The 19,351-nt window shown below is 60.4% G+C and carries 27 protein-coding genes; 20 read left to right on the plus strand and 7 right to left on the minus strand.

The features are described 5' to 3' along the window. Nucleotides 1-10 precede the first annotated feature (10 nt). The 19 genes from IEV58_RS06140 to IEV58_RS06230 all read left to right on the plus strand — a co-directional run bounded on the left by IEV58_RS06140 (nt 11) and on the right by IEV58_RS06230 (nt 15,436). On the plus strand, nt 11-1,249 hold the full coding sequence (locus IEV58_RS06140) for a P22 phage major capsid protein family protein (protein ID WP_188408774.1): 1,239 nt from the start codon (nt 11-13) through the stop codon (nt 1,247-1,249). A 69-nt stretch (nt 1,250-1,318) separates the two neighbouring features. Beyond that, the gene (locus IEV58_RS06145) at nt 1,319-1,648 is read left to right on the plus strand and encodes a hypothetical protein (RefSeq protein ID WP_188408775.1); all 330 of its coding nucleotides are present in this window, start codon (nt 1,319-1,321) and stop codon (nt 1,646-1,648) included. Nucleotides 1,649-1,652: 4 nt separating this feature from the next. Beyond that, nucleotides 1,653-2,018: a hypothetical protein gene (locus IEV58_RS06150; RefSeq protein WP_188408776.1), complete on the plus strand. Its 366-nt coding sequence runs from the start codon at nt 1,653-1,655 to the stop codon at nt 2,016-2,018. Continuing rightward, a complete protein-coding gene (locus IEV58_RS06155; protein WP_188408777.1) occupies nt 2,006-3,451 on the plus strand; it encodes a packaged DNA stabilization protein in 1,446 nt (481 codons plus the stop codon). The genes IEV58_RS06150 and IEV58_RS06155 overlap by 13 nt, the downstream gene beginning before the upstream one ends. Before the next feature lie 180 nt (nt 3,452-3,631). Next, nucleotides 3,632-4,342, plus strand: coding sequence for a hypothetical protein (locus tag IEV58_RS06160; RefSeq protein ID WP_188408778.1), 711 nt, complete (start codon nt 3,632-3,634; stop codon nt 4,340-4,342). Beyond that, on the plus strand, nt 4,342-6,036 hold the full coding sequence (locus IEV58_RS06165; protein WP_188408779.1) for a hypothetical protein: 1,695 nt from the start codon (nt 4,342-4,344) through the stop codon (nt 6,034-6,036). Before IEV58_RS06160 ends, IEV58_RS06165 begins: the two co-directional genes overlap by 1 nt. After that, nucleotides 6,033-7,715, plus strand: coding sequence for a hypothetical protein (locus tag IEV58_RS06170; protein ID WP_188408780.1), 1,683 nt, complete (start codon nt 6,033-6,035; stop codon nt 7,713-7,715). The genes IEV58_RS06165 and IEV58_RS06170 overlap by 4 nt, the downstream gene beginning before the upstream one ends. A 610-nt stretch (nt 7,716-8,325) precedes the next feature. Then, complete coding sequence (locus IEV58_RS06175) at nt 8,326-8,934, plus strand: hypothetical protein (RefSeq protein WP_188408781.1); 609 nt, start codon at nt 8,326-8,328, stop codon at nt 8,932-8,934. A gap of 2 nt (nt 8,935-8,936) precedes the next feature. Then, the gene (locus IEV58_RS06180; RefSeq protein WP_188408782.1) at nt 8,937-9,764 is read left to right on the plus strand and encodes a hypothetical protein; all 828 of its coding nucleotides are present in this window, start codon (nt 8,937-8,939) and stop codon (nt 9,762-9,764) included. Then, nucleotides 9,761-10,102, plus strand: coding sequence for a hypothetical protein (locus IEV58_RS06185; protein WP_188408783.1), 342 nt, complete (start codon nt 9,761-9,763; stop codon nt 10,100-10,102). Before IEV58_RS06180 ends, IEV58_RS06185 begins: the two co-directional genes overlap by 4 nt. Continuing rightward, nucleotides 10,099-11,367 carry a hypothetical protein gene (locus IEV58_RS06190; protein WP_188408784.1) on the plus strand — a complete coding sequence of 423 codons (1,269 nt, stop codon included), beginning with the start codon at nt 10,099-10,101 and terminating at the stop codon, nt 11,365-11,367. Before IEV58_RS06185 ends, IEV58_RS06190 begins: the two co-directional genes overlap by 4 nt. Continuing rightward, nucleotides 11,367-11,843, plus strand: coding sequence for a hypothetical protein (locus tag IEV58_RS06195; RefSeq protein WP_188408785.1), 477 nt, complete (start codon nt 11,367-11,369; stop codon nt 11,841-11,843). The genes IEV58_RS06190 and IEV58_RS06195 overlap by 1 nt, the downstream gene beginning before the upstream one ends. A gap of 6 nt (nt 11,844-11,849) precedes the next feature. Further along, nucleotides 11,850-12,326, plus strand: a complete 477-nt coding sequence (locus IEV58_RS06200) for a hypothetical protein (RefSeq protein ID WP_188408786.1) — start codon at nt 11,850-11,852, stop codon at nt 12,324-12,326. A gap of 29 nt (nt 12,327-12,355) precedes the next feature. Continuing rightward, nucleotides 12,356-12,934 (plus strand): formyltransferase family protein, encoded by a 579-nt coding sequence (locus tag IEV58_RS06205; RefSeq protein WP_188408787.1) that lies wholly within the window; start codon nt 12,356-12,358, stop codon nt 12,932-12,934. 64 nt (nt 12,935-12,998) lie between these two features. Further along, nucleotides 12,999-13,841 carry a glycoside hydrolase family 19 protein gene (locus tag IEV58_RS06210; protein ID WP_188408788.1) on the plus strand — a complete coding sequence of 281 codons (843 nt, stop codon included), beginning with the start codon at nt 12,999-13,001 and terminating at the stop codon, nt 13,839-13,841. Continuing rightward, nucleotides 13,838-14,095, plus strand: coding sequence for a hypothetical protein (locus tag IEV58_RS06215; protein ID WP_188408789.1), 258 nt, complete (start codon nt 13,838-13,840; stop codon nt 14,093-14,095). The genes IEV58_RS06210 and IEV58_RS06215 overlap by 4 nt, the downstream gene beginning before the upstream one ends. Nucleotides 14,096-14,215: 120 nt before the next feature. Continuing rightward, complete coding sequence (locus IEV58_RS06220) at nt 14,216-14,467, plus strand: hypothetical protein (RefSeq protein WP_188408790.1); 252 nt, start codon at nt 14,216-14,218, stop codon at nt 14,465-14,467. Beyond that, nucleotides 14,467-14,757, plus strand: coding sequence for a hypothetical protein (locus IEV58_RS06225; RefSeq protein WP_188408791.1), 291 nt, complete (start codon nt 14,467-14,469; stop codon nt 14,755-14,757). Before IEV58_RS06220 ends, IEV58_RS06225 begins: the two co-directional genes overlap by 1 nt. Before the next feature lie 172 nt (nt 14,758-14,929). Continuing rightward, on the plus strand, nt 14,930-15,436 hold the full coding sequence (locus IEV58_RS06230) for a hypothetical protein (RefSeq protein ID WP_188408792.1): 507 nt from the start codon (nt 14,930-14,932) through the stop codon (nt 15,434-15,436). Here the strand turns inward: IEV58_RS06230 and IEV58_RS06235 are convergent. Both IEV58_RS06235 and IEV58_RS06245 read right to left on the minus strand, forming a co-directional pair. Beyond that, complete coding sequence (locus IEV58_RS06235) at nt 15,424-15,798, minus strand: thermonuclease family protein (RefSeq protein WP_188408793.1); 375 nt, start codon at nt 15,796-15,798, stop codon at nt 15,424-15,426. The two genes, IEV58_RS06230 and IEV58_RS06235, sit on opposite strands and share 13 nt — an antisense overlap. Before the next feature lie 298 nt (nt 15,799-16,096). Beyond that, entirely contained in the window at nt 16,097-16,384 is a 288-nt protein-coding gene (locus IEV58_RS06245; protein ID WP_188408795.1) for a hypothetical protein, read from the minus strand. A gap of 86 nt (nt 16,385-16,470) precedes the next feature. On the opposite strand from IEV58_RS06245, the gene IEV58_RS06250 reads away from it, so the two are divergent. Further along, nucleotides 16,471-16,710, plus strand: a complete 240-nt coding sequence (locus IEV58_RS06250) for a DUF982 domain-containing protein (protein WP_188408796.1) — start codon at nt 16,471-16,473, stop codon at nt 16,708-16,710. Here the strand turns inward: IEV58_RS06250 and IEV58_RS06255 are convergent. From IEV58_RS06255 to IEV58_RS06275, 5 genes are all read right to left on the minus strand, one after another. Continuing rightward, complete coding sequence (locus IEV58_RS06255) at nt 16,679-17,734, minus strand: hypothetical protein (protein WP_188408797.1); 1,056 nt, start codon at nt 17,732-17,734, stop codon at nt 16,679-16,681. The genes IEV58_RS06250 and IEV58_RS06255 overlap by 32 nt on opposite strands. Continuing rightward, complete coding sequence (locus tag IEV58_RS06260) at nt 17,731-17,898, minus strand: hypothetical protein (protein ID WP_188408798.1); 168 nt, start codon at nt 17,896-17,898, stop codon at nt 17,731-17,733. Before IEV58_RS06260 ends, IEV58_RS06255 begins: the two co-directional genes overlap by 4 nt. Next, nucleotides 17,898-18,467 (minus strand): hypothetical protein, encoded by a 570-nt coding sequence (locus IEV58_RS06265; protein ID WP_188408799.1) that lies wholly within the window; start codon nt 18,465-18,467, stop codon nt 17,898-17,900. The genes IEV58_RS06260 and IEV58_RS06265 overlap by 1 nt, the downstream gene beginning before the upstream one ends. A 189-nt stretch (nt 18,468-18,656) precedes the next feature. Beyond that, entirely contained in the window at nt 18,657-18,908 is a 252-nt protein-coding gene (locus IEV58_RS06270; RefSeq protein ID WP_188408800.1) for a hypothetical protein, read from the minus strand. Next, a complete protein-coding gene (locus tag IEV58_RS06275) occupies nt 18,901-19,254 on the minus strand; it encodes a hypothetical protein (RefSeq protein WP_188408801.1) in 354 nt (117 codons plus the stop codon). The genes IEV58_RS06270 and IEV58_RS06275 overlap by 8 nt, the downstream gene beginning before the upstream one ends. Between the last annotated feature and the right edge of the window lie 97 nt (nt 19,255-19,351).

Consider the following 19,351-nt stretch of genomic DNA (forward strand, 5'->3'; position numbering starts at 1 on the left):
TTGACAGACCATGGCGAATACCACGCTTACCGCCTCCATCGTGGCCAAGGCTGCGGTGCGCATTCTCGAAAACGAACTGGTGATGGGCAAGCTCGTCTACCGGGGCTACGAGGATGAATTTGAGAAGAAGATCAACGGGTACGAGATCGGTGATACCATCACCATTCGCAAACCCGCGGACTTCACCGTTCGTGATGGCGCCGTTCTCGCGGCGCAGGATGTCACGGAAGGCAAGACCTCCCTCACCATCGACCAGCGCAAGGGCGTTGACTTCAAGTTCACCTCGCAGGAACTGACCCTGAACATCGGTGAACTGTCCGAGCGCGTGATCCGGCCGGCTATGATCCAGTTGGCAAATGCGGTCGATGTGGATCTGATGTCCCTTTACAAGGACGTCCCCAACTGGGTCGGCACGCCGGGCCAGACCATCGACAGCTTCAGCGACTTCTCCAAGGGTCCTGAGCGACTGGACGAAATCGCGGTTCCGCAGGACTCGCGCAACTCCGTCCTGTCGCCTTCGGATCACTGGGCACTCGCTGGATCGCAGACCGCGCTGTTCAACAACAGCATCAACGGTCAGGCATACCGCCGTGGCGCCATCGGCATGATCGGTGACGTCGACACCTACATGTCGCAGAACGTCCCGACGCATGTTGTCGGCCCGCTTGGTGGCACTCCGTTGGTAAACGGCGCGGATCAGGATGTGACCTACGCCAGCGTGAAGGACACAGGCGTTCAGACGCTCGTGACCGATGGCTGGACGGCTGCTGCGGCCGCTCGCGTCAATGCCGGTGATGTGTTCACCATCAACGGCGTCTATGACGTGAACCCGGTCACCAAGGCGGTTCTGCCCTTCCTGAAGAAGTTCACGGTGGTCAATGCCGCGTCTTCTGATGGCTCGGGCAATGCGACGATTACGATTGCGCCCGCGATCGTCGCCTCTGGTGCATTCCAGAACGTTTCTGCCGCTCCGGCTGACAATGCCGCGCTCACCTTCATGGGCACTGCATCGACCGGCTATCGTCAGAACATGGTGTTCCACAAGAACGCCTTCGCAATGGTTGCCGTTCCGCTCGTCTCGCCTCCGGGCGCGGTCGATGTGGGCCGGCAGAGCTACAAGGGTCTCAATGTTCGCGTCATCCCTGTCTATGACGGCGTGAACGATGTGTCCTCGTGGCGCCTGGATATCCTCTACGGCAAGAAGACCATTGACCGGCGTCTGGCTACCCGCCTTAGCGGCACGGCCTGAGTGGAGAATTAGCGAAGGGGCGGCATCTGCTGCCCCTTTTTTAATCCAGCCACAGAAGGAAACCCCGACATGGCACAGGAAAAGACCACGCCGACCTATGGCTATGCCAAGGACGGGACAGCCAAGCTGTTCCACCTGAAGGAAGGCGAGAAGCTGCCGGCGGGCTATGCAGACAGCCCGGCGCACTACGACACCAAGGACGAGAAGGCGACCAAGGAACGGGGCGAGGATATCGACCCTGACCGCGTGCCGCCTCGCATCGATGAGAACACGGCGGAACTTCCCGAGAAGTGGGAAGACCTGCCCTGGTTTGCCCTCAAGAAGCTCTGCATCGGCCGCACCGGCGAGACGCCGAAGAACAAGCCAGATGCAATCCGCCTGATCAAGGCCGAGGGCTGACCCCATGAAAACCCGCACCGAGTTGATCAAGCATGTTTACGAGTTGATGTTCGGCGCGGGCACCCTGTCGGCTGAAGAGAGTGAGGCCATTGAGGAGCAGATCAACCCGACCATTGCCACCCTCAACACCGATAACGTGATTTCCCTGGCGAGCACCGAAAGCTTTGATGACGCGGTGTTCATCCCCCTGGCGCAGCGCATCGCGATCAATGCGGCGGCTCCGTTCTCCATGCCGCTGACGGTTCTGGCGGCCAAGGGCGTCACGAAAGACGGTTCCGAGGCCGCCTTGCGCCGTGCGGCGCGCGCCAAGTCCGGCAAGCGGAATCTCACCATTGAACCCTGGTGGGGGAACTGCCGATGGCGGATATAATCTTCCCCATCGAGACAGCGCCGGGTGAGCGCCCGCACGAGAGCGCCGGCCGCCTCATCAATATGTATGCGGAGAAGCTTCAGGAGGGCGCCCGCTGGTCGTGGCTGCGGAGGCGCGTTCCTGGCCTTCTGAGGGCCCTTGCAACGGGGCATGGGCCTTGCCGGGGGCTTCTGGAGGTGAACGGCGGGCTATTTGGCGTGTTCGGCCAGAAGGCGATCTATATCGTCTCGGCGGACGGCGGCTACTCCATCACGATCCTTGACGGCGGGGCGCCGGAAATTGAAGGGATTGTCCCCGGCACCGACAAGGTGTTCATCTCGCGGAACAACAAGGCTCCAACGCCTGATGTGGTCCTGACCTGCGAGTCTGGCGACTACCAATTGACGCTTACGAGTGTCACGGAACTGAACCCGGAGAACCTGCCGCAAACAAATTCGGTGACTTACGGGGCGGGGTTCTTCTTCTGGACCATTCGCGACGGCCGCTGCTTCGCGTCGGGCATCAACGATGTGACGGTGAATGCTCTTGATTTCACGACCGCCGACGCGCGGCCGGACGGCCTGTTGCGTGGGGTGTTCATTGGGGATCGCCTCGCCCTCATGGGGCAGAACTCCATCCAGTTCTATCAGAACACGGGTAATCCCGAAGGCTTCCCGTTCTCTGCCGGTCCTGTCATCCCTCGTGGTCTCGCGGGACCCTATGCGGTCGCCGGATATGAGAACGGATGGACGAACGAACTTATCTGGGTCGCAGACGATAACAACGTCTACATCCTGAATGGAAACACGCCGGTTCGGATCTCGCCGCCGTTTCTATCGCGTCTTATCGAGAGGGTGGGCGATAAGGCGACACTTGAGGCGGCGGTGTTCTCGCATGGACCGCATGCCATCTGGTCGCTTTCGTCGCCGGACTGGACCTTCCAATTCAACCTGACCACGCAGAAATGGCATGAGCGGCACAGCTATGGTCTGCCGCGCTGGCGGGCATCGCAGAGCGCCAAGGCATTTGATGGCTGGATCGTGGGCGATGCCTATGGCGACAAGCTCTATTTCGTGAACGATGCCGTCTTCTCCGAGGATGGCGAGCAGATCGTCGGCGTTGTCGAGAGCGCCCCTCAGCACTCGTTCCCGTCAAACCTGCTGTTCCCGAGCGCGCACTTCGACATCGGAACCGGGCAGGGAATGGCCGGCGGGCAAGTCCCTATCGAGACCAACCCCATCATGGATGTGTCTTGGTCTGACGATGGCGGCAACACATTCAATCCGCCCCGTCGCGTCTCCATCGGAAAGCAAGGCGAATACTCCAGGCGCGTCATGGTCGCGATGTGCGGGAAGACCAAGGGCAAGGGCCGCGTCTGGCGCCTTGCGAATGCCGACCCGGTTTATTTCAGCGTCTTCGGCGGCGTGACCGATCCAGTTGAATTGGGTGCGTGATGTTCGATTCCGTTCCTCCTCATTCCTCCGCCTCCATTGTCGATAGCGAAGGAAGGCAGACGCCGGAGTTTCTGAAGTACATCGCGAGCGTTGAGCGTCGCATCCGTGAGCTGCAGGCGGCCGTCGCTGCGCTGACGCCGCCACCTGAAGAAGAACCTACTCCTTAAAGGACGTCCTGACATGGCATCTCCATTTTCTGGCACGGCGGGTCGTAAGGCGGCCAACTTCCTTGCCGCAGAGCTTGGCACAGCCGGGAACAGCGCCCGGAAGTATCTCGATGATGCCTACTCCACGGCCGAGGGGCTTTATGGGGATGCCCAAGAGCGGTTTTCGCCCTTTGCTGGGCTTGGAACGCAGGCGGCGGGGATCTACGGCGATGCCATGGGGCTTAATGGCCCTGGTGGCAACGAGAGGGCAGTAGCCGCGTTTCAGACCGGGCCGGGGTACGAGTTCGCGCAGGACGCAGCCGCAAAGGCGGGAGCACGAGCCGCAAGTGCGGGCGGGATGCTGAACAGCGGGAACGCAATGATCGCTCTTGCTGATCGATCACAGGGCATCGCTGATCAGGAATATGACGACTGGCTCAACCGGATGTCAGGCCTGACCTCAATGGGTGCGCAAGTCGCCGGACAGCAGGCCGGGCTTGATACGGGTCTTGCCGGTCTCGGAGCCAATATCGCGCTTCAGAAGGGCAATCAGGATCTCCAGGTTGCGCAAGGCGTCGGCCAGGCAGGTGCTGCAGGTCTCATGGCAGGTCAGCAGGCAGCGGCGAACCGCCTTAACTTCGGCATGAGCGCGCTGACCGGGCTGGGCAATCTGGCTATGGGAATGTTCGGAGGCCAGGGCGGCGCTGGCATGTTTTCTCCGACCGGCGCTTTTGGGGGTCGGTGATGAACATAAGCGTTCCCAACTTCGGACCTCCCGCCGTTGACTTCAGCCCACTGGCGAACCTCGGGGCAACCCTGGGCGGGAGCATCAAAGGATGGCGAGATGAACGCCAAGCCCGCAATGCCTTCGCCAAGGGCGTGGACTACTTCCTCCCAGAGCAGCAAGCGATCTCGACATCGCCGCTGGCAGATCTCGGAACGGCTGTCCCCGCGTCACTGACCACCGAAACGCCCACGCCGCAGCAGCGCGTTAACACGGCCCACGCGGCCTTTGCGCAGCCGCAAGGGGGGCAGATGGTCAGCAATTCGGCCATCGCCAGGGGGATCATGGAACTTGCCCAGTCTCGTGGGCTCGATCCTCTGGATATGGCTACAGCCATTTCGTATGAGACAGGCGGCACCTTCGACCCAACCAAAGCGGGCCCTACCACTCAGTATGGTAGGCATCGAGGGTTCATTCAGTTTGGTGAACCTCAAGCGAAACAATACGGTGTTGACTGGAGCAACCCAGTTGACAGCCAGCTCGGCGCAAATGGTGCCATCGGGCGTTATCTTGATGCGACTGGCGTAAAGCCCGGGATGGGACTCCTCGATATCTACAGTGCCATCAATGCCGGCAGGGTAGGTCGGTACAACGCCTCCGATGCGAACAATGGCGGGGCTCCTGGGACTGTGGCCGATAAGGTCAACCAGCAGATGGCGGGCCATAGACAGAAGGCGGCGCGCTTGCTTGGCATCGACCCAAACGCAAGCAGCATGACCACGGCCTCTCCGGTTTCAAACACCCAGGTCATGGAGATCGCCGCTCAGGCTCCCCGCGTCACCCGTGAACAACTGATTGAGCTCGGCAACATGGGTCCATCCGGACGTGCCATGGCGATGGGAATCCTCAAGGACATGCGCGGCGGCCAGGCTGATTACAAGGTGGTGGGCAATGACCTTTTGCGCATTGGCCGGGATGGCTCAGTGACGGTTGCTCATAGCGCCGGCGCAAATGGTGGCAATGTCAATCGTGGCCTCAATCCACAATATGGGGTGGATGCGAACGGAAATCCTGTTCTTCTGCAGCTCGGCGCCGATGGAACCGCGGTTCAGACGCAGCTCCCGGAAGGGGTCACGCTGTCCAAAGAGCCGATCCGGCTCGATGCGGGAACGCATTTCGTTCTCCTCGATCCCATATCGCGGCAGCCCATCGGGCAGGTTCAAAAGGATCTCGCGGGTGCGGAGCGGGCTAAGGCTGAGGGCAAGGCCGAAGGCGAGGCTACGGCCAATCTCCCGAGCACTTTAGCAACCGCTGACAACATGATCTCCACCATCGACGGTGTGTTGAACGACCCAGCATTGTCGAGCGCCACAGGTATCATGTCCTGGCGGCAGGCAGTTCCCGGCACTGAGGCTTATCGGTTTGGCGAGCGCGCCCGTATGCTGGAAGGGCAGGCGTTCCTACAGGCATTCGAGAGCTTGAAGGGTGGCGGTCAAATCACGGAAGTTGAAGGCCAGAAGGCTACTCAGGCAATTGGCCGCCTCAGCACCTCGCAGCGCGCAGAGGACTACCGCGCAGCGCTCAAAGAGCTGCGAGACATCGTTCAGGCAAGCAAAGCAAGAGCCCAGCAGCGCGCCGGGCAGCAGCCAGCGGCACAGTCACAGCAGGCGCCGAAGAGGCTGCGATACAATCCCGCAACGGGAGCGCTTGAATGATCGAGGTAGAGGGTCCTGACGGAACGGTTGTCGAGTTCCCGGACGGAACGGACAATGCCACGATCACAGGCGTGATGCGCAAGCAGTTCGGCGGCCCGCAGGAAACCAGCACCGGGCAGGACGTGGCCCAGTCGTTCGGCTCTGGTCTCGTGCGAGGCGCTGCGGAATTCGCCATGCTTCCGGTGACGGCGGGGCGGTTCTTGCAGCGTCAGATCGATCGCGCAGGAGAGGCGGTCGGCATTGTCACGCCCGAAACAAAAGCGCTCCTTGAGCAGGCTTCGCCAGTCACCCAAGCTTTGACAGGTATTCAGGACAGCGCCCGACAGACCATGGACGCCACCCTGCACAAGCCTGAAACCACGGTGGGCGAGTACGCCCGTACAGTCGGCGAGTTCGCCCCCGGCCTTCTTGGTGGAGGCACGAGCCTTGCCGGCAGGGCGGTCACTCAGGTCGCCGCGCCTGCCATCGGGTCCGAGACGGCAGGGCAACTGACCAAAGGCACTGATCTTGAACCGTGGGCGCGCTTCCTCGGGGGGATTGCCGGAGGTGTCACGGCTGCGGCAGGATCTCGGGCAATTACGCCCGCGCCATCGTCCCCGGCACGGGAGGCAATGGTCAATACGCTCGCCAAAGAGGGCGTGGAAGTAACGGCGGGACAGCGCACGGGAAGCCGCAATCTTCAGGCCATCGAAAGCGAGTTAGGCGGGTCCGCTGGCGCAAACTTCATGGAGAGGCAGGCAGAGCAATTCACGCAAGCGGCGTTGAAAAGGGCTGGGATCAATGCCCCGCGCGCCACGCCTGAGGTGATCGATGCCGCCTTTACCGCTGTCGGGCAGAAGTTCGCGGACCTTTCCGCCCGTAACCAGTTGCTCGTGGACAACAAGCTGTCCAAACAGCTTGCGGACTCGCTGCAGGAGTATGGGAAGAAGGTCGCGGCGAGCCGTCAGTCACCCGTGGTGAGCGAAACCCTGAATGATATCGTCACTGCGGCATCCACGGCAGCCAACAACGGACAGGGCATCCCTGGCGCTTTCTACCAGAGCCTTCGGTCTGATCTCACCAAGGATGTTCAGGCTCTCAAAATGTCGGATCCCAGCCTGTCCCAAGCACTCCGAAAGGTCCGCGATGCGCTGGATGATGGAATGGAGCGCTCGATTTACCGAACGAACCGGCAGGACATGGGCGCGTGGCGCGAAGCGCGGCGGGAGTATGCCAACCTGAGCGTCATTGAGGACGCCGTATCTCGCGCGGGTGCCCAAGCGGCGGAAGGCCTAATCACCCCGCAGGCCCTACGCGCTGCGGCGGCAAAGGGGAACAAGCGCAACTACGCTCGCGGCAAGGGTGATTTCAATGAGTTGGCGCGAGCGGGAACCGTCGTCATGAAGCCGCTGGCGGACAGCGGCACCTCGGTGAGGACGCGGGCGCAGAACCTTGGAACAACGCTTGCGTCAGTCGCAGGTGCAGGCGTTGGCGGGCATATTGCCGGTGGTCCTGGGTACGTTGCCGGCGCATTGGCTGGCGCGGCTATCCCATGGGCTGTGGGGCGCGGCGCACTGTCAAACCTCGGACGCCAATATCTCGGCAATCAGGTCCTCCAGAACCAGGCTGCACCACTATCGCTTGAGGACCTTACGCGGAATCTCGTGACGCTCCCCACGACGACGCGAGAGCGCCGATAGTCCTCGGCTGATCCACATAGTGGCGGTCGCAAAGGCCAGAACGGTGAGGGTGGCGCCCATAAAGGAGGCGCCGGCGGTCATGCCATCTGCCGGATACCCATTATCGAGCATGTCTCGGTAATAGAAATACGAGGACCCGATAAAGATCGCAATCTGAGCGATGTAGTGAAGAGCCTGCATTCATCCCCCCAAAAACAGGAGCATATCATGGAAGGTATCGCCCATCTAATATCACAGAGCGAACGCCAGAAGGCCCTTAAAATAGCGTCCGAACTCGCCTATGACCGCGATTCCGGACGCAGAGTCTTGCAGATGGCGGCGAGGATTGTCGAGGATTGGGCAGTCAGCCCTTCTGGCGTTCTTGCCGAAGAGCGGTCAGCTCCAGCCGTATTCTAGTCAATTCATCGACTAGCTCTCGCGTCCAGATCCAAGGGTTTCCTTGGTGGTCTACTGGGCCAAGACGGCGTGCTCTTTCTGCACAGATGGTCTTCGCCTGTTCTTCAATCTCGTCCATTTGATTCTTCCCCAGCTAGTTAGGGGAACATCACATCAGCCTTAGAAATAAGAGTCGAGCCCCGGCCAGAACCGGGGCTTTTTCTATGGAGCCGCCATGGCCTATCTCTTCCCCAGGGCAGGAACACAGATCACCAAGCAGGGGCAGTATGTCCCCGGTGCTCGGTTGTCGTTCTTCCTTGCCAATACTGGAACGCCAAAGGCCGTCTATACCGACGACGCGCTGACGGTTCCTCATACCCATCCTGTCCTTGCGGACGCTTATGGCGTGGTTCCGGCGATCTATCTCGCGGAGAACGATACCTATCGTCTTCGTGTCGAGGACAGCAACGGCGTCGTTCTGGAAGACTATCCGATCATCTACACGGATCAGGAGGGAACGGATAGCGGCGGAGGTGGCGGAGATATCCCTGATGGGGCGCTGCTGGCGACCGGTGATATCGTTCTGGTCTACTCGACCGCAACCATTGTCGGCCGCGTCCTGCTGGACGGCTCCACTATCGGCTCGGCAAGCTCCGGCGCTGATCGTGCCAATGCTTCCTATGAGGCTCTTTACAAGTTCCTTTGGAACAATTCATCGGCAGACGAAACGCCCCTTGAGGTGATCGGCGGGCGTGGCGCCACGGCGGATGCTGACTGGAGCGCCAACAAGCCTCTTACGTTGCCGGACTACAGCGCCATCGGCCCCATCTATGTGAAGGTCTGATCATGCCTAAGATACTACCCGACCATGTGATTGACTTGCAGACCTTCCGGGACACGATGGCGTTGCTTCCCGCAGCTAAAGGTCTTGTCGTCCGCAACAATGCCAGCACGCCAAACACGAGCGTCGATATCGTGGCGGATTATGCCGTTTTGCTGGGGGATGCACCAACGGCAACCTCTGGCCTCAGTGCCCTGTTCTCAGGGGTTGATCTAACCATCAACACGACCACAACCGGCGTCAACGGCCTGGACGAGGGCGCCAGGGCCAGCAACACCTGGTATCACCACTTTCTGATCTGGGGGGATGGGCAGGATGTTGCAGGGCTGTCCAGCCTTTCGCCTACGGCACCAACGCTGCCGAGTGGGTACACCCATCTTCTTCGGGTCGGAGCCGCGAAAACCGACGCATCTGGCAACTTCTCCAAATATGTACAGCGCGGGAATGTCGCCCGGTTCGGACTGATGAGGCAGCTCACGAGCGGTGCCCAAGGCAGCATCGCAACACCAACCTTCTCAACTATTTCACTGTCTGGGGTTATCCCCACAACTGCGCAGAGGGTTCTTGGAACGTTGCGCGTGATGGCGTTCTCCACCAACCAGGCCGGTGTGGTCGCCCCCAACAGCGGCTACGGTTCGGCAGATACCGGGGTGAATTATCCACCGTGCATTGTGTCAGGATCAGGCGGCACAAGCTATGGCGTCAACGCTGTGCCATTCGATTTCCCTATAGAAGACGGCAATCTGTACTACGCTTCCAACGTACCGACGAGCAGCACCATTGCATCTATCCTCTCATGCAGCGGCTACGTCGACAGCGTGAATGCGTCATGACGCAGTTCGGCCCGCTCCCTCCTCAGTCGAACCGCGCCGATTTCATCATGACGGTTGATGCTGCGAATGATGACGGCACGCCGCTCGACATTACCGATAGCCAGATCTTCGTCACCCTCTCGGATCATCTGGGATGCGCCAGGGTTCAGGCATCAACCTCTGATGGCCGCGTGGTGAAGGAGGTTCCCGAAAATGGCGAGTTCTCTATCACCATCCGCGCCGACGCCTTGGCCTGCCTTCAACCGGGCAATTATCGCCTCGCCATCGTCTTCAAGGACGGCGCCGACACCAGCCAGCCCTACGAGGGCGATCTTCCCATTTTCGAGGGCCCGCGATGAGCGTTCATAATCTGCGCCTGTCTTTCTCCACGGGTCGTCGTGGCTTGCCCGGAGCAGCCGGCGTGCCGGGCCGGGCCGCAACGATCAGCCAGATATGGAACGCCGCGGCTGTCACGGACGCGGATCCAGGCGGCTCTCATGTGGCGGCGAACACCACCAACCTCGCCGCGATCGCGTATCTTTATTTCGATGACCTGGAGGAAAGCGGTGCCGTCGTTTCGGCCATATGGGACGGCCTCGATGACACGGGCAACACCGATAACCGGGGTCAACTTCATCTTCAGGACACCACCAATCCCGCCAAATGGCTGCGGGTGCAGGTAACGAGCACCGTCACGTCTGGCGCAACCTACCGCAAGGTTCCGGTGAGCCTCATCGCCCGTGGCGCGGACTTTGAAGATGGCGATATTCTCGCGATCGCATGGTATCCCGTAGGCATCGGGCAGACAGCAACGGTTTCCATTGGCACGGTCACCGACGTCGATTACGAGGGGCAAGCCGCTGTCGTGAATGTCGGCACGGCGGGCGATGCGATCCTTGATTTCACGTTACGTGCTGGGCCAGAAGGGCCAGAAGGACCGCAGGGGCCTCCCGGCTCTGGCGACGTGAGCAGCGTCGATGTCTCAGGCGGCACGACGGGCCTAACCACGAGCGGCGGGCCGATCACATCGACAGGCACCATCGAGCTAGCCGGCACACTGAATATCGCCAACGGTGGCACTGGAGCTACGTCCGCACCGGACGCTTTCACCGCTCTGAAGCAGCCCGCGACGACCTCAGCGACGGGCGTTGTTGAACTGGCGACCAATGCGGAGGTGCAGACCGGCACGGACACAACAAGAGCCGTTACGCCGGCTGGGCTTACGGCCAAAGAGGCGACAGCAGTCCAGTGGATCGGGAACACGCCTGATCGCATCCTGACCACCGATGTCGTGTGGACCGAGGCGGACTTTGAAGCCGTAGCCTATGCCGCAACCATCACGCTCGATTTCGGAACGGGCAACTTCAACAAATCCGTCGACCCGGTGACGGGCAATTTCACGCTGGCAAACCCCTCCAACGGTAAGCCGGGGCAGGTCTTCATCATCGCGATCAAGCAGGACGCCACGGGCAGCCGGACGATCTCCTATGGCACCAACTGGAAAGCACCGGGAGCGGTGCTGCCGGCTCTGTCCACCGCAGCAAACGCGCAAGATTACATTGTAGGGTTCTTCAGGTCGTCCACGGTCGCCGTGATCACCGGAATCCTCAAGGCAGTAGCCTGATGCTGCCGGGAATCATGCCCATCCACACAATGTTGGAGAGGGAGCTAGACGGAGGTTACACACCGCAGGCTGGCAACAACGTCAACTTCACCACCTTCAGCCGTGGCTGGTCGATCCCGAACAATGCACAGATCTTGGCGATCAGCGTTTATGCGAGTGCCGCAACAACAGGTTCTCTCAAGATCGCCCGTCGAGTGGCCGCCGGGCAGTATGAGATTATGCTGAGCCAAGCATTTTCCCATGCGGGGGCAGGCTGGCAGCGTTTTGAGTTGACTGCGCCCTATCTCGTAGGGTCCTCAGACACCTACTATCCGGGCGTCTATGTTTCATCCTCTGGAATTTCAGTTAACTCCCCAACCATACAGGTCGCAAACGGCCGCAAAGTTGGAGATCAGTCAGGCAATACGACTGGATGGACCGAGGACACAGACACGACGATGAAGAACCCAATCCTCCGTATTCATTTCATTCCGTGAGGCGCCATGTTCATCGTTCAGAATCAGGCCGGCTCACTTGTCGAGATTCAGCCGGGCAGCACCATCACGTCTAGCGGCGCGCGGCATCCATGGATGATAACTGAACTATGGCCCGACGACGAATTGGAGGCCATCAATGTTTGGCGCGTCTCTCCAGCCAAAGTGCCAGATGGCAAGATCGTGACTGGCTACACCTTCGTCATGGGGGAAGACGGCCCGGAGCAGGTTTTGGATCTTGCCGACGCACCGGCGCCGGACTGCGTGTCTGCTTTCCAGGCTCGCTCTGCCCTGCGCCTCGCAGGCCTTCTAGATGCCGTAGAAACGGCCATAAACTCAGCCGATGAGCAAACCCAGGACGCCTGGGAATACGCGGTTGAATTTCGCCGTGACAGTCCGACAATCGCCAGCATGGCTGCAACCCTCGGGTTATCCGACCAAGAAGTCGATGATCTCTTCACGGCGGCAGCGCAGATCACCGCTTGAAGTTTCTGTCAGCCTGTTATGATTGGAGAATGGTAACTGTCCTGTCCAAGCCCAAACACCGGGCCGTCATTCATGCCGCACTCCCTTCTGCGCAGCTTGTGGAGGGCATCAAAGACCTGACTGGCGGAGAATGTCTGATCGCCTACGGGACGGGCGTAATTGTCCCGCCCGACGTGCTGGCACGATATAAGAGAGCCTATAACCTCCACGGCGCGTCTCCCAGCTTTCCAGGTCGAGATCCGCACCATTGGGCCGCTTATGAGGGTGCCACTCAGTTCGGGGCCACTGCGCATGTCATGACGGCCCTGGTAGATGACGGGCCTATCGTCGGAACGCTGCTGGAAGATGTGCCAGCCGGAGCCACACCCGATGATTACCGGGCCGTGGGCGAAAGGACGATTGCCAAGCTGTTCGCGGATCTTGCGCCAGCCATGGCGCGCGGTGAGCTAGCTCCCACAGGCATGCAATGGGGACCGATTAAGCGAGCCAGATCGCACATGCTGGCCATGTTCGATTTCGCGGGCCTTCCGCCGGACGAAGTTCAAAGACGACGACGAGCGTTCAAGGGGTTTGAAGCCCACTTCAAGACAGCACAACCCGCCCTCTGAGGCGGGTTTTTCTTTGCCACAACATCCGCTTCCGGGCGGTTTTTTGATTCATGGAGCCTGCCAAATGGGCATCAACCGAACGACGCTGTTCACCTATCTCCGCCGTGCTCCGTTCGGCGGGAAGCTCACACAGGCGCAGGTTGAAGGCGTCGAGGTTATTCTTGATGCCTTCGAGAACGAGCCGATGGAATACACCGCCTATGCCATGGCGACAGCGTTCCATGAGACGGCAGCGACGATGCAGCCGATCAAGGAGCGCGGTGGGACCGCCTATTTCACACGGATGTATGACATTAAAGGCCAGCGGCCGGCGAAGGCCAAAGAGCTTGGCAACCTGACGCCCGGCGATGGGGCCAAATACGCGGGGCGGGGCTATGTGCAGCTCACGGGGCGCGCCAATTATCAGCGGGCGTCCCAGGTCGTCGGCGTTGACCTGATCAAGAAACCGGATCGGGCCATGGAGCCGGACATTGCATCCAAGATCCTGCACGATGGCATGATTGAGGGATGGTTCACCGGCAAGAAGCTGTCGGATTATTTTGGCCCCTCCGCTGTGACCAATCCCGTGGGTGCCAGGAAGATCATCAACGGCACCGACAAGGCCAAGCTGATCGCCGGCTATTACGAGCAGTTCCTTGGCGCACTCAAAGCCGCAGAAACAAGCACGCCGCAGCCAACTGATGTTTCTCCGGGGCTGGCGCAGCCCGATGACGTGAAACCCTCTCGGTCAGGCTCCCTGTGGACCATGGCCGGGGGTGTGGCGACGGCAGGGGCGGGCGCCCTGACGCAGGTCGATAATGCCTTCTCCCTGGCGGCCATCATGATCCCGCTCGTGCTGGTGATCGGCGTCGGTGTCTGGCTGGTGGCTTCCGGCCGGATCGAGATCAAGCGGAGCCACGCGATATGACGGCGATCATCGCTTGGCTGACCGGATCGACTGTCGGGCGGTATGTCGCTTCTGGCCTTCTCATCGCGGCGGTCGTCGCCGTTGCCGTGTGGCGCATCTTCGCCGCGGGCAAGAATGCCGAAGCCGCCAAGCAAATCCAGCAGTCCCTCGAAAACCTCCGCACACGGGTGAAAACCGATGATGAGATTTCGCGCCTTTCTCCTGATCAGCGCCGTGAGCGTCTTCGTGGCTGGGTGTCAGACGGCAAGCAGTAGCTGCGACGGGTGGAGGCCAATCCGCCCAACGGCTGACGATGTTGATCATGTCTCCGATGGCTTGGTCGCTCAGATCCTCGCTCATAATCAGCAAGGCTCAAAAGTCTGCGGGTGGAAGCCATGAGGCCGCTTATCATCATCGGAGTGGCGGCAACCTTTCTGTGCGGTCTGGTCATCGCCTGTGTGCCTCGCGGCGAATCCCTAGAAGAGCGTCGTGCGGTCTATCGGGAAGGCTTCAAGGCAGGCGCGATCAAGACGGCGGACGAGAACAAGACCGCCTATGCAGCGGCACGGCGAGCCGAGGACGCTATAGACCTTTGCCACGGGAAGGGGGGGGAGTGGCTGACGCACCAGGCGCGGTGTGACCGCTGATGGAGGCACTGGCGGGAAAGGCAGCAGCACAATTCCTAGACCAAGGGCTCCTTGGCGCCGCCATCCTGATCCTGCTCGCGTGCGTGGTGGCCCTATGGCGTGGATCGAACAAGACACAGGAAGCGCGCATCACAGACCTGAAGGCCGGAACCGAAACGCTCAAATCGCTGGATCTGCAAATGACGGTGAACAACCTGAAGCTGGACAGCCAGGACGGGCGCTTGCGCGAAATCGAAGGCCGCCTGCGCGATATGGACGATGCCCTCCGCGATTTGGGGCGCAGACGATGATGGGTCTTCGGGACTGGTTTTCATCGCCAAAGAAGAGCCCCAAGGACGAGGCCGAACGGCTGAGCCGTGAATATCGAGAAGCTGCGTCCGCTGTGAACGACAAGGCGCGCAAGGCCGCTGAAGACCGCATCAACATGATGGCGGAAGCCATACAGTTTCGGAGTGTCCGGCGATGATGAATAACCCGATCTTCCTCGGGGCGTCAGTGCTCATCTTCGCTTATGTCGTGCTGAGCCTTCTTATCCCGCCCGATCTGTTCCGGGCTATGATGGCCTCCCCCATGGCGATCTTTGCCGCCGCTGCCGCTGTGTTGTGGTCGGAGGGCGCTTTCCGCGTCGTCAAGGAAGGCAAGATAGACCCTGCGCGGCGTGCAGTCCTGGGGCTGTTTCTGATCGCGGCAGGAGCGACTTTCGCGAGCTTCTACAGCCTCGTCTTCAACATGGCCGGCCGTCCTCCGTTGTGGACGCAATATCAGGTCTGGCCTATCCATCAGGCATTGCAGGCGTGCGGGTTCTATCTTGTGTGTTCGAGCCCGCAGGATGCGTTGTCAGCCCTTCCGCGCCGTCGCTTCTGGTTCACGGTTCTAGCGGGCGTCATGCTGTTTCTGGCGGGCTACGTCGTGGCCTCGGCAGCTCCTGATGTGCCGCCGCTGCCCGATCTGTCGGGCTACTGGCGATAATACCCGCCGGAGAACCGAGCCCAATCCTTCGCCTGACCTAGCCGTACCATCTCAGCGGCGATATCCTTCCCGCCGATGAAGCATTGCGCATTGATACGGTCCCGGCTGCGCTTCGGTGAGCGACCATCGCAGACGCTTCCTTGGCTGACCGGGATGCACCTCACGCGCTTGCCCATGATCATGCGATAGAGGGCGCGGCTTGATGCCGGTCCTGCCCTGTGGTGGCTTTCCGGGGCCTGAATGCCGCAGATGCGTACTGGCTGCTGTTCAAGCACGAACGTGTCGCCGTCGCGGATGTGGGTGACGATCCCTTCCAGGGCGAGCGCCGGTGACGCCAGCATGCATGCCAGGGTCACTACCATGCATGTTCTCATTTCTCGGGGATCTCCAACACCGTTCCAGGTCCAACCCAATACCCTGCCGACATTCGGGGCAAAACGCTTCGCACCAGCTTGTTAGCGTGCCTTCGGCGGTGGTCCAAGTCTGCCTCGATAGCCCTCTTATTGGCCTCATAAATTTCCTTCGACCGCGCGGAATCCCCAAGAAGATCAGATGCGATGCTTCTGAGAGTATCGCCCTGCTTGACGATGTAGACCCGCTTCATTCGTGTTTTCTCTATCCCTGCCATGTTCCATATTTGTTCTCATGGCGGGGAGAGAGTCAATCGGGACGTAGCAGGCGCTCTCGAAGATGCTTCCAATAGCCTGCGCCAGCTTCGCATTCGCTGTTCGGCGGGATCGCATCAAGCCCGTATTGCCGCTGCATCATCTTGCCCGCCGCGCCAAAGTTCTTCGGCGGTTGAAGCATATGCCCTCGCGCACCTGCATCGGAGAGAAGATCGAGAACGGCAACGGGCGGGACTTCTGGCAAATCAATCAAAGCGTCGTTGAAGGCGATGATCTGCCGCCACAGGCGCTCGTTTTCCCGGCGCAGTGCCTCCTCACCCATCCTTCTTGCTCCTGAGTTCGCGTCCCATTCCCTATCCTAACCCGAATCCTAGACTCACCTGAATGGACACAAAGCCATTCAGAGACGTGACGTTACAGACCCGCCAGATCGGCCGATATCTGGTCATCGCCGATACAGTAAGAGCGTTGCGTTTCCTCACCGACGAATGGCCCGGCGAGCAGACGGACGAGCGGCAAGCGGCGGAACTGATCTGCCGCGAGGTGTTGGAAGGGAAAGAGCCTCCTGAACTTGCGAGGCTCGCCCTGGTGCATGCCGCCAAAGCGTCAGGCGTGTTCATTGCTGATGATCCGAGGCCGAGGCGGTGAGGGAGGACTGCACGTCCTTTAGGGCGCGAGCGTGGTTCTCTTTGGCCTGAGGGTCGAGCTTGTGCTTGGGCTGGCTGTGCCGGAGCGCGCCTTCTGCCATCCGCAATGCCGAGCTTTTAGCCTCCAACGCCTTCTCCAGCCTCTCCACTTTGGCTTCGGCGGCTTCGAACTTGCCGCGAACGAGACTTACCACATCCTCCGCGTCTGGCTGACCGAGCCCCAGTATCGTGCAAATTGCTTCCGAGATGCTGTGCCAGTCTTCGGCCCATTGTTTCCACTCATCCCGTTCCCTGGTGATCTTTTCCACGTCCAGCGCGGGCTGTGGTTGGGCGAAGAGGGGAAATGCGCCGAAGTCGTCCTTCCAGCATTGAAAATACGCCTTTGGTCCTATGTCGGCGATATGACGAACCCACATGAACGGCTCTTGCGCTGCGAGGCGTGAGAGTGCGGCGGCAACATCCTCCAATGTGCTCCGCAAAGCGCCACTGATTTGGATGCCGGGTAGAAGCCAAGACCTGACTTCCCTTTCCAACTCCACCAGCCCCGCTACCTCCGCATTCACACGATGCGCTTGCGTATCATCCGCGCGAGGCGATGAGCAATCAGGGCAAGGGTCAAAGCCACCGTTGCTTCCCGAATAGGCCCGCGTATTTTCCACGACGCCGGTCCCGGTACAGGTCTCGCATTCCTTCCTCACGTCCACGCGAGGCGATGGCTCAGACACTGCTTGTGAGGCGAGGGCGGCGGCAATAGCGTCGTAGGCAAACTCAGCAGCGTTCCAATGCGTTGCGCCGGGTATCCGGTTGCACAGGCCAACAGCTTTGAAAATGATCTCTTCGCGGTCAGGGAGCGCCTCCACGTCCCCGGCAGGCTTGGAGGCGGATAGGTAGGCGGTGATGGCGCGAGTTGCCGCTTCATCCGCAATGATGACGCTCTCTTGGGACAGGCCGCTGGTCAGAAGCGCTTCGCGAACCGCCGATATGATATCGAGCCTCTCAAGCTTCGCTGCACGTTCTAGTGTCATGATGTCTGTTCCTTGTTGAGGGCGCGGGCGTCGAGGTCGAGCGGACCGAAAAGGCTCTCGTAGCTCTCGCGCAGTCCCGGCGACCAGTTGGCTATGTCTTCGACAACGCTGGCGAGTTCGACCGCCAGCCAGTTAGGATCGAGCTTGTCGTGGCCGTCACCCATCAGCCTTGCTCCTTGGTTGCGAGGGCGCGGATGGCGTCTTCGCAAATCCGATAGACCGCATCCTCGCGGCTGATATCGATGACTTCGAACTGCGCGTTCAGGAGGTTCCGATGTAACCGAATACGGTTCGCCGCTTCCTCCCACGCCTCGGCCTTCGCATCACTGATGAGGGCGGGGAGAGCGGCGGTGAGGGCTGCATGCATCGAGAACTTGTCGACGCGTCCGAACTCGAACAGTTTGGCCATGGCCGCCTCCACGGCCTTTTCCATGGTCATGGCTGGGGGCTCCTTGAAAAGATCGAGGATGGCCTGGAGTGGCGTTCCGGCTTTCATCGCGCGCAGATAGCGGAAGCCCTTCCGCGTAAGGCCCCGGCTGCCCATTCCGGGAGCGGTATGGCAGATGAGCCGATGCCCAAGGAGGATGCACGTCATGGTGTATCCGGTGGAGTAGCCGAAAGCGTGTTGCAGCACTCCCTCATCGACCACTTCGCGCTTGGTCATTGAACCGAAGTTGCCACCGTGAACCCGCTCGATTTCGGCGTCAGAAACAATGTCCGTCACCTTCTCCATTCACGCCTCCCCTTCACGTTGCTCGGGCTTGGGCAGGACCAAGGTCGGGTGCGCCCTCATGGCTCTTTCTGAGACGGCATGATCGCAGCTACCAACGCCGTCGAAGCCCTCGGCAACGCAGATCGGGCAAGGCAGCCAAGGGTATCCAGGAAGTGCGGTTAGAAGCGATTTTGGCTTGGTTGGCTCCATTCACGCCTCCCCTGAGAGAGCACGGCGGCCGGCTTCGGTCGGAACAAAGCCTTGCGTTTGAAGGAAGCTGCCTTTCGGGCCCCAATCAAATTCGGCCAGGCCGAGATTTACGAGCGCCCAACCGCAGCGGTTAGACTGAGACGTTCCAAAACCTGTTTGGTGCTCGACGAATCCATGCTCTACCAGACGCTCCCCGTATCGCTTCTGCGCCGCCGTCAGCTTGACCTTCTCCCCCTCTGTCAGCTCAGTCATGTGAGCCTCCTTGAGAGGTGCCGGACACCTCGTTCTTGTAGCGGGTGAGGGCTGCGTCAGTCGCGCGATTTGCACGATCGCAGAGATCGAGGTTGCCATCCCACCATTGACGCCATATCCGCTCGCCATCAGGGTGGCTGTCGCGCGTTAGGCCGCCGTAGTTAGGCCCGTCTCGCTCGTTATCAGCCCAAGCCTTATGCAGAGCCAACGCCTTCGCCATGTCATCCAAGAGGCTGTCGCGGGTGGTGAGCTTCGCCTCCAATTCTTCGATGACACGACCACGCCGATCCATTTCCGCCGCGATCTCGTCAACGCTGGCGCTGCGAGTTGTGGTTGTGATGCTCATAGCGCGCCCTCAAATAAATGCGGGTGAAGGCTGCGAGCCGACTCCTCAAGCCACGGCGCGCGATGAAGTATAGTGATTGGCCCGATATCGTAGCGGA

Source organism: Agaricicola taiwanensis, from assembly GCF_014635245.1.
Classification (GTDB): Bacteria; Pseudomonadota; Alphaproteobacteria; order Rhizobiales; family Methylopilaceae; genus Agaricicola; species Agaricicola taiwanensis.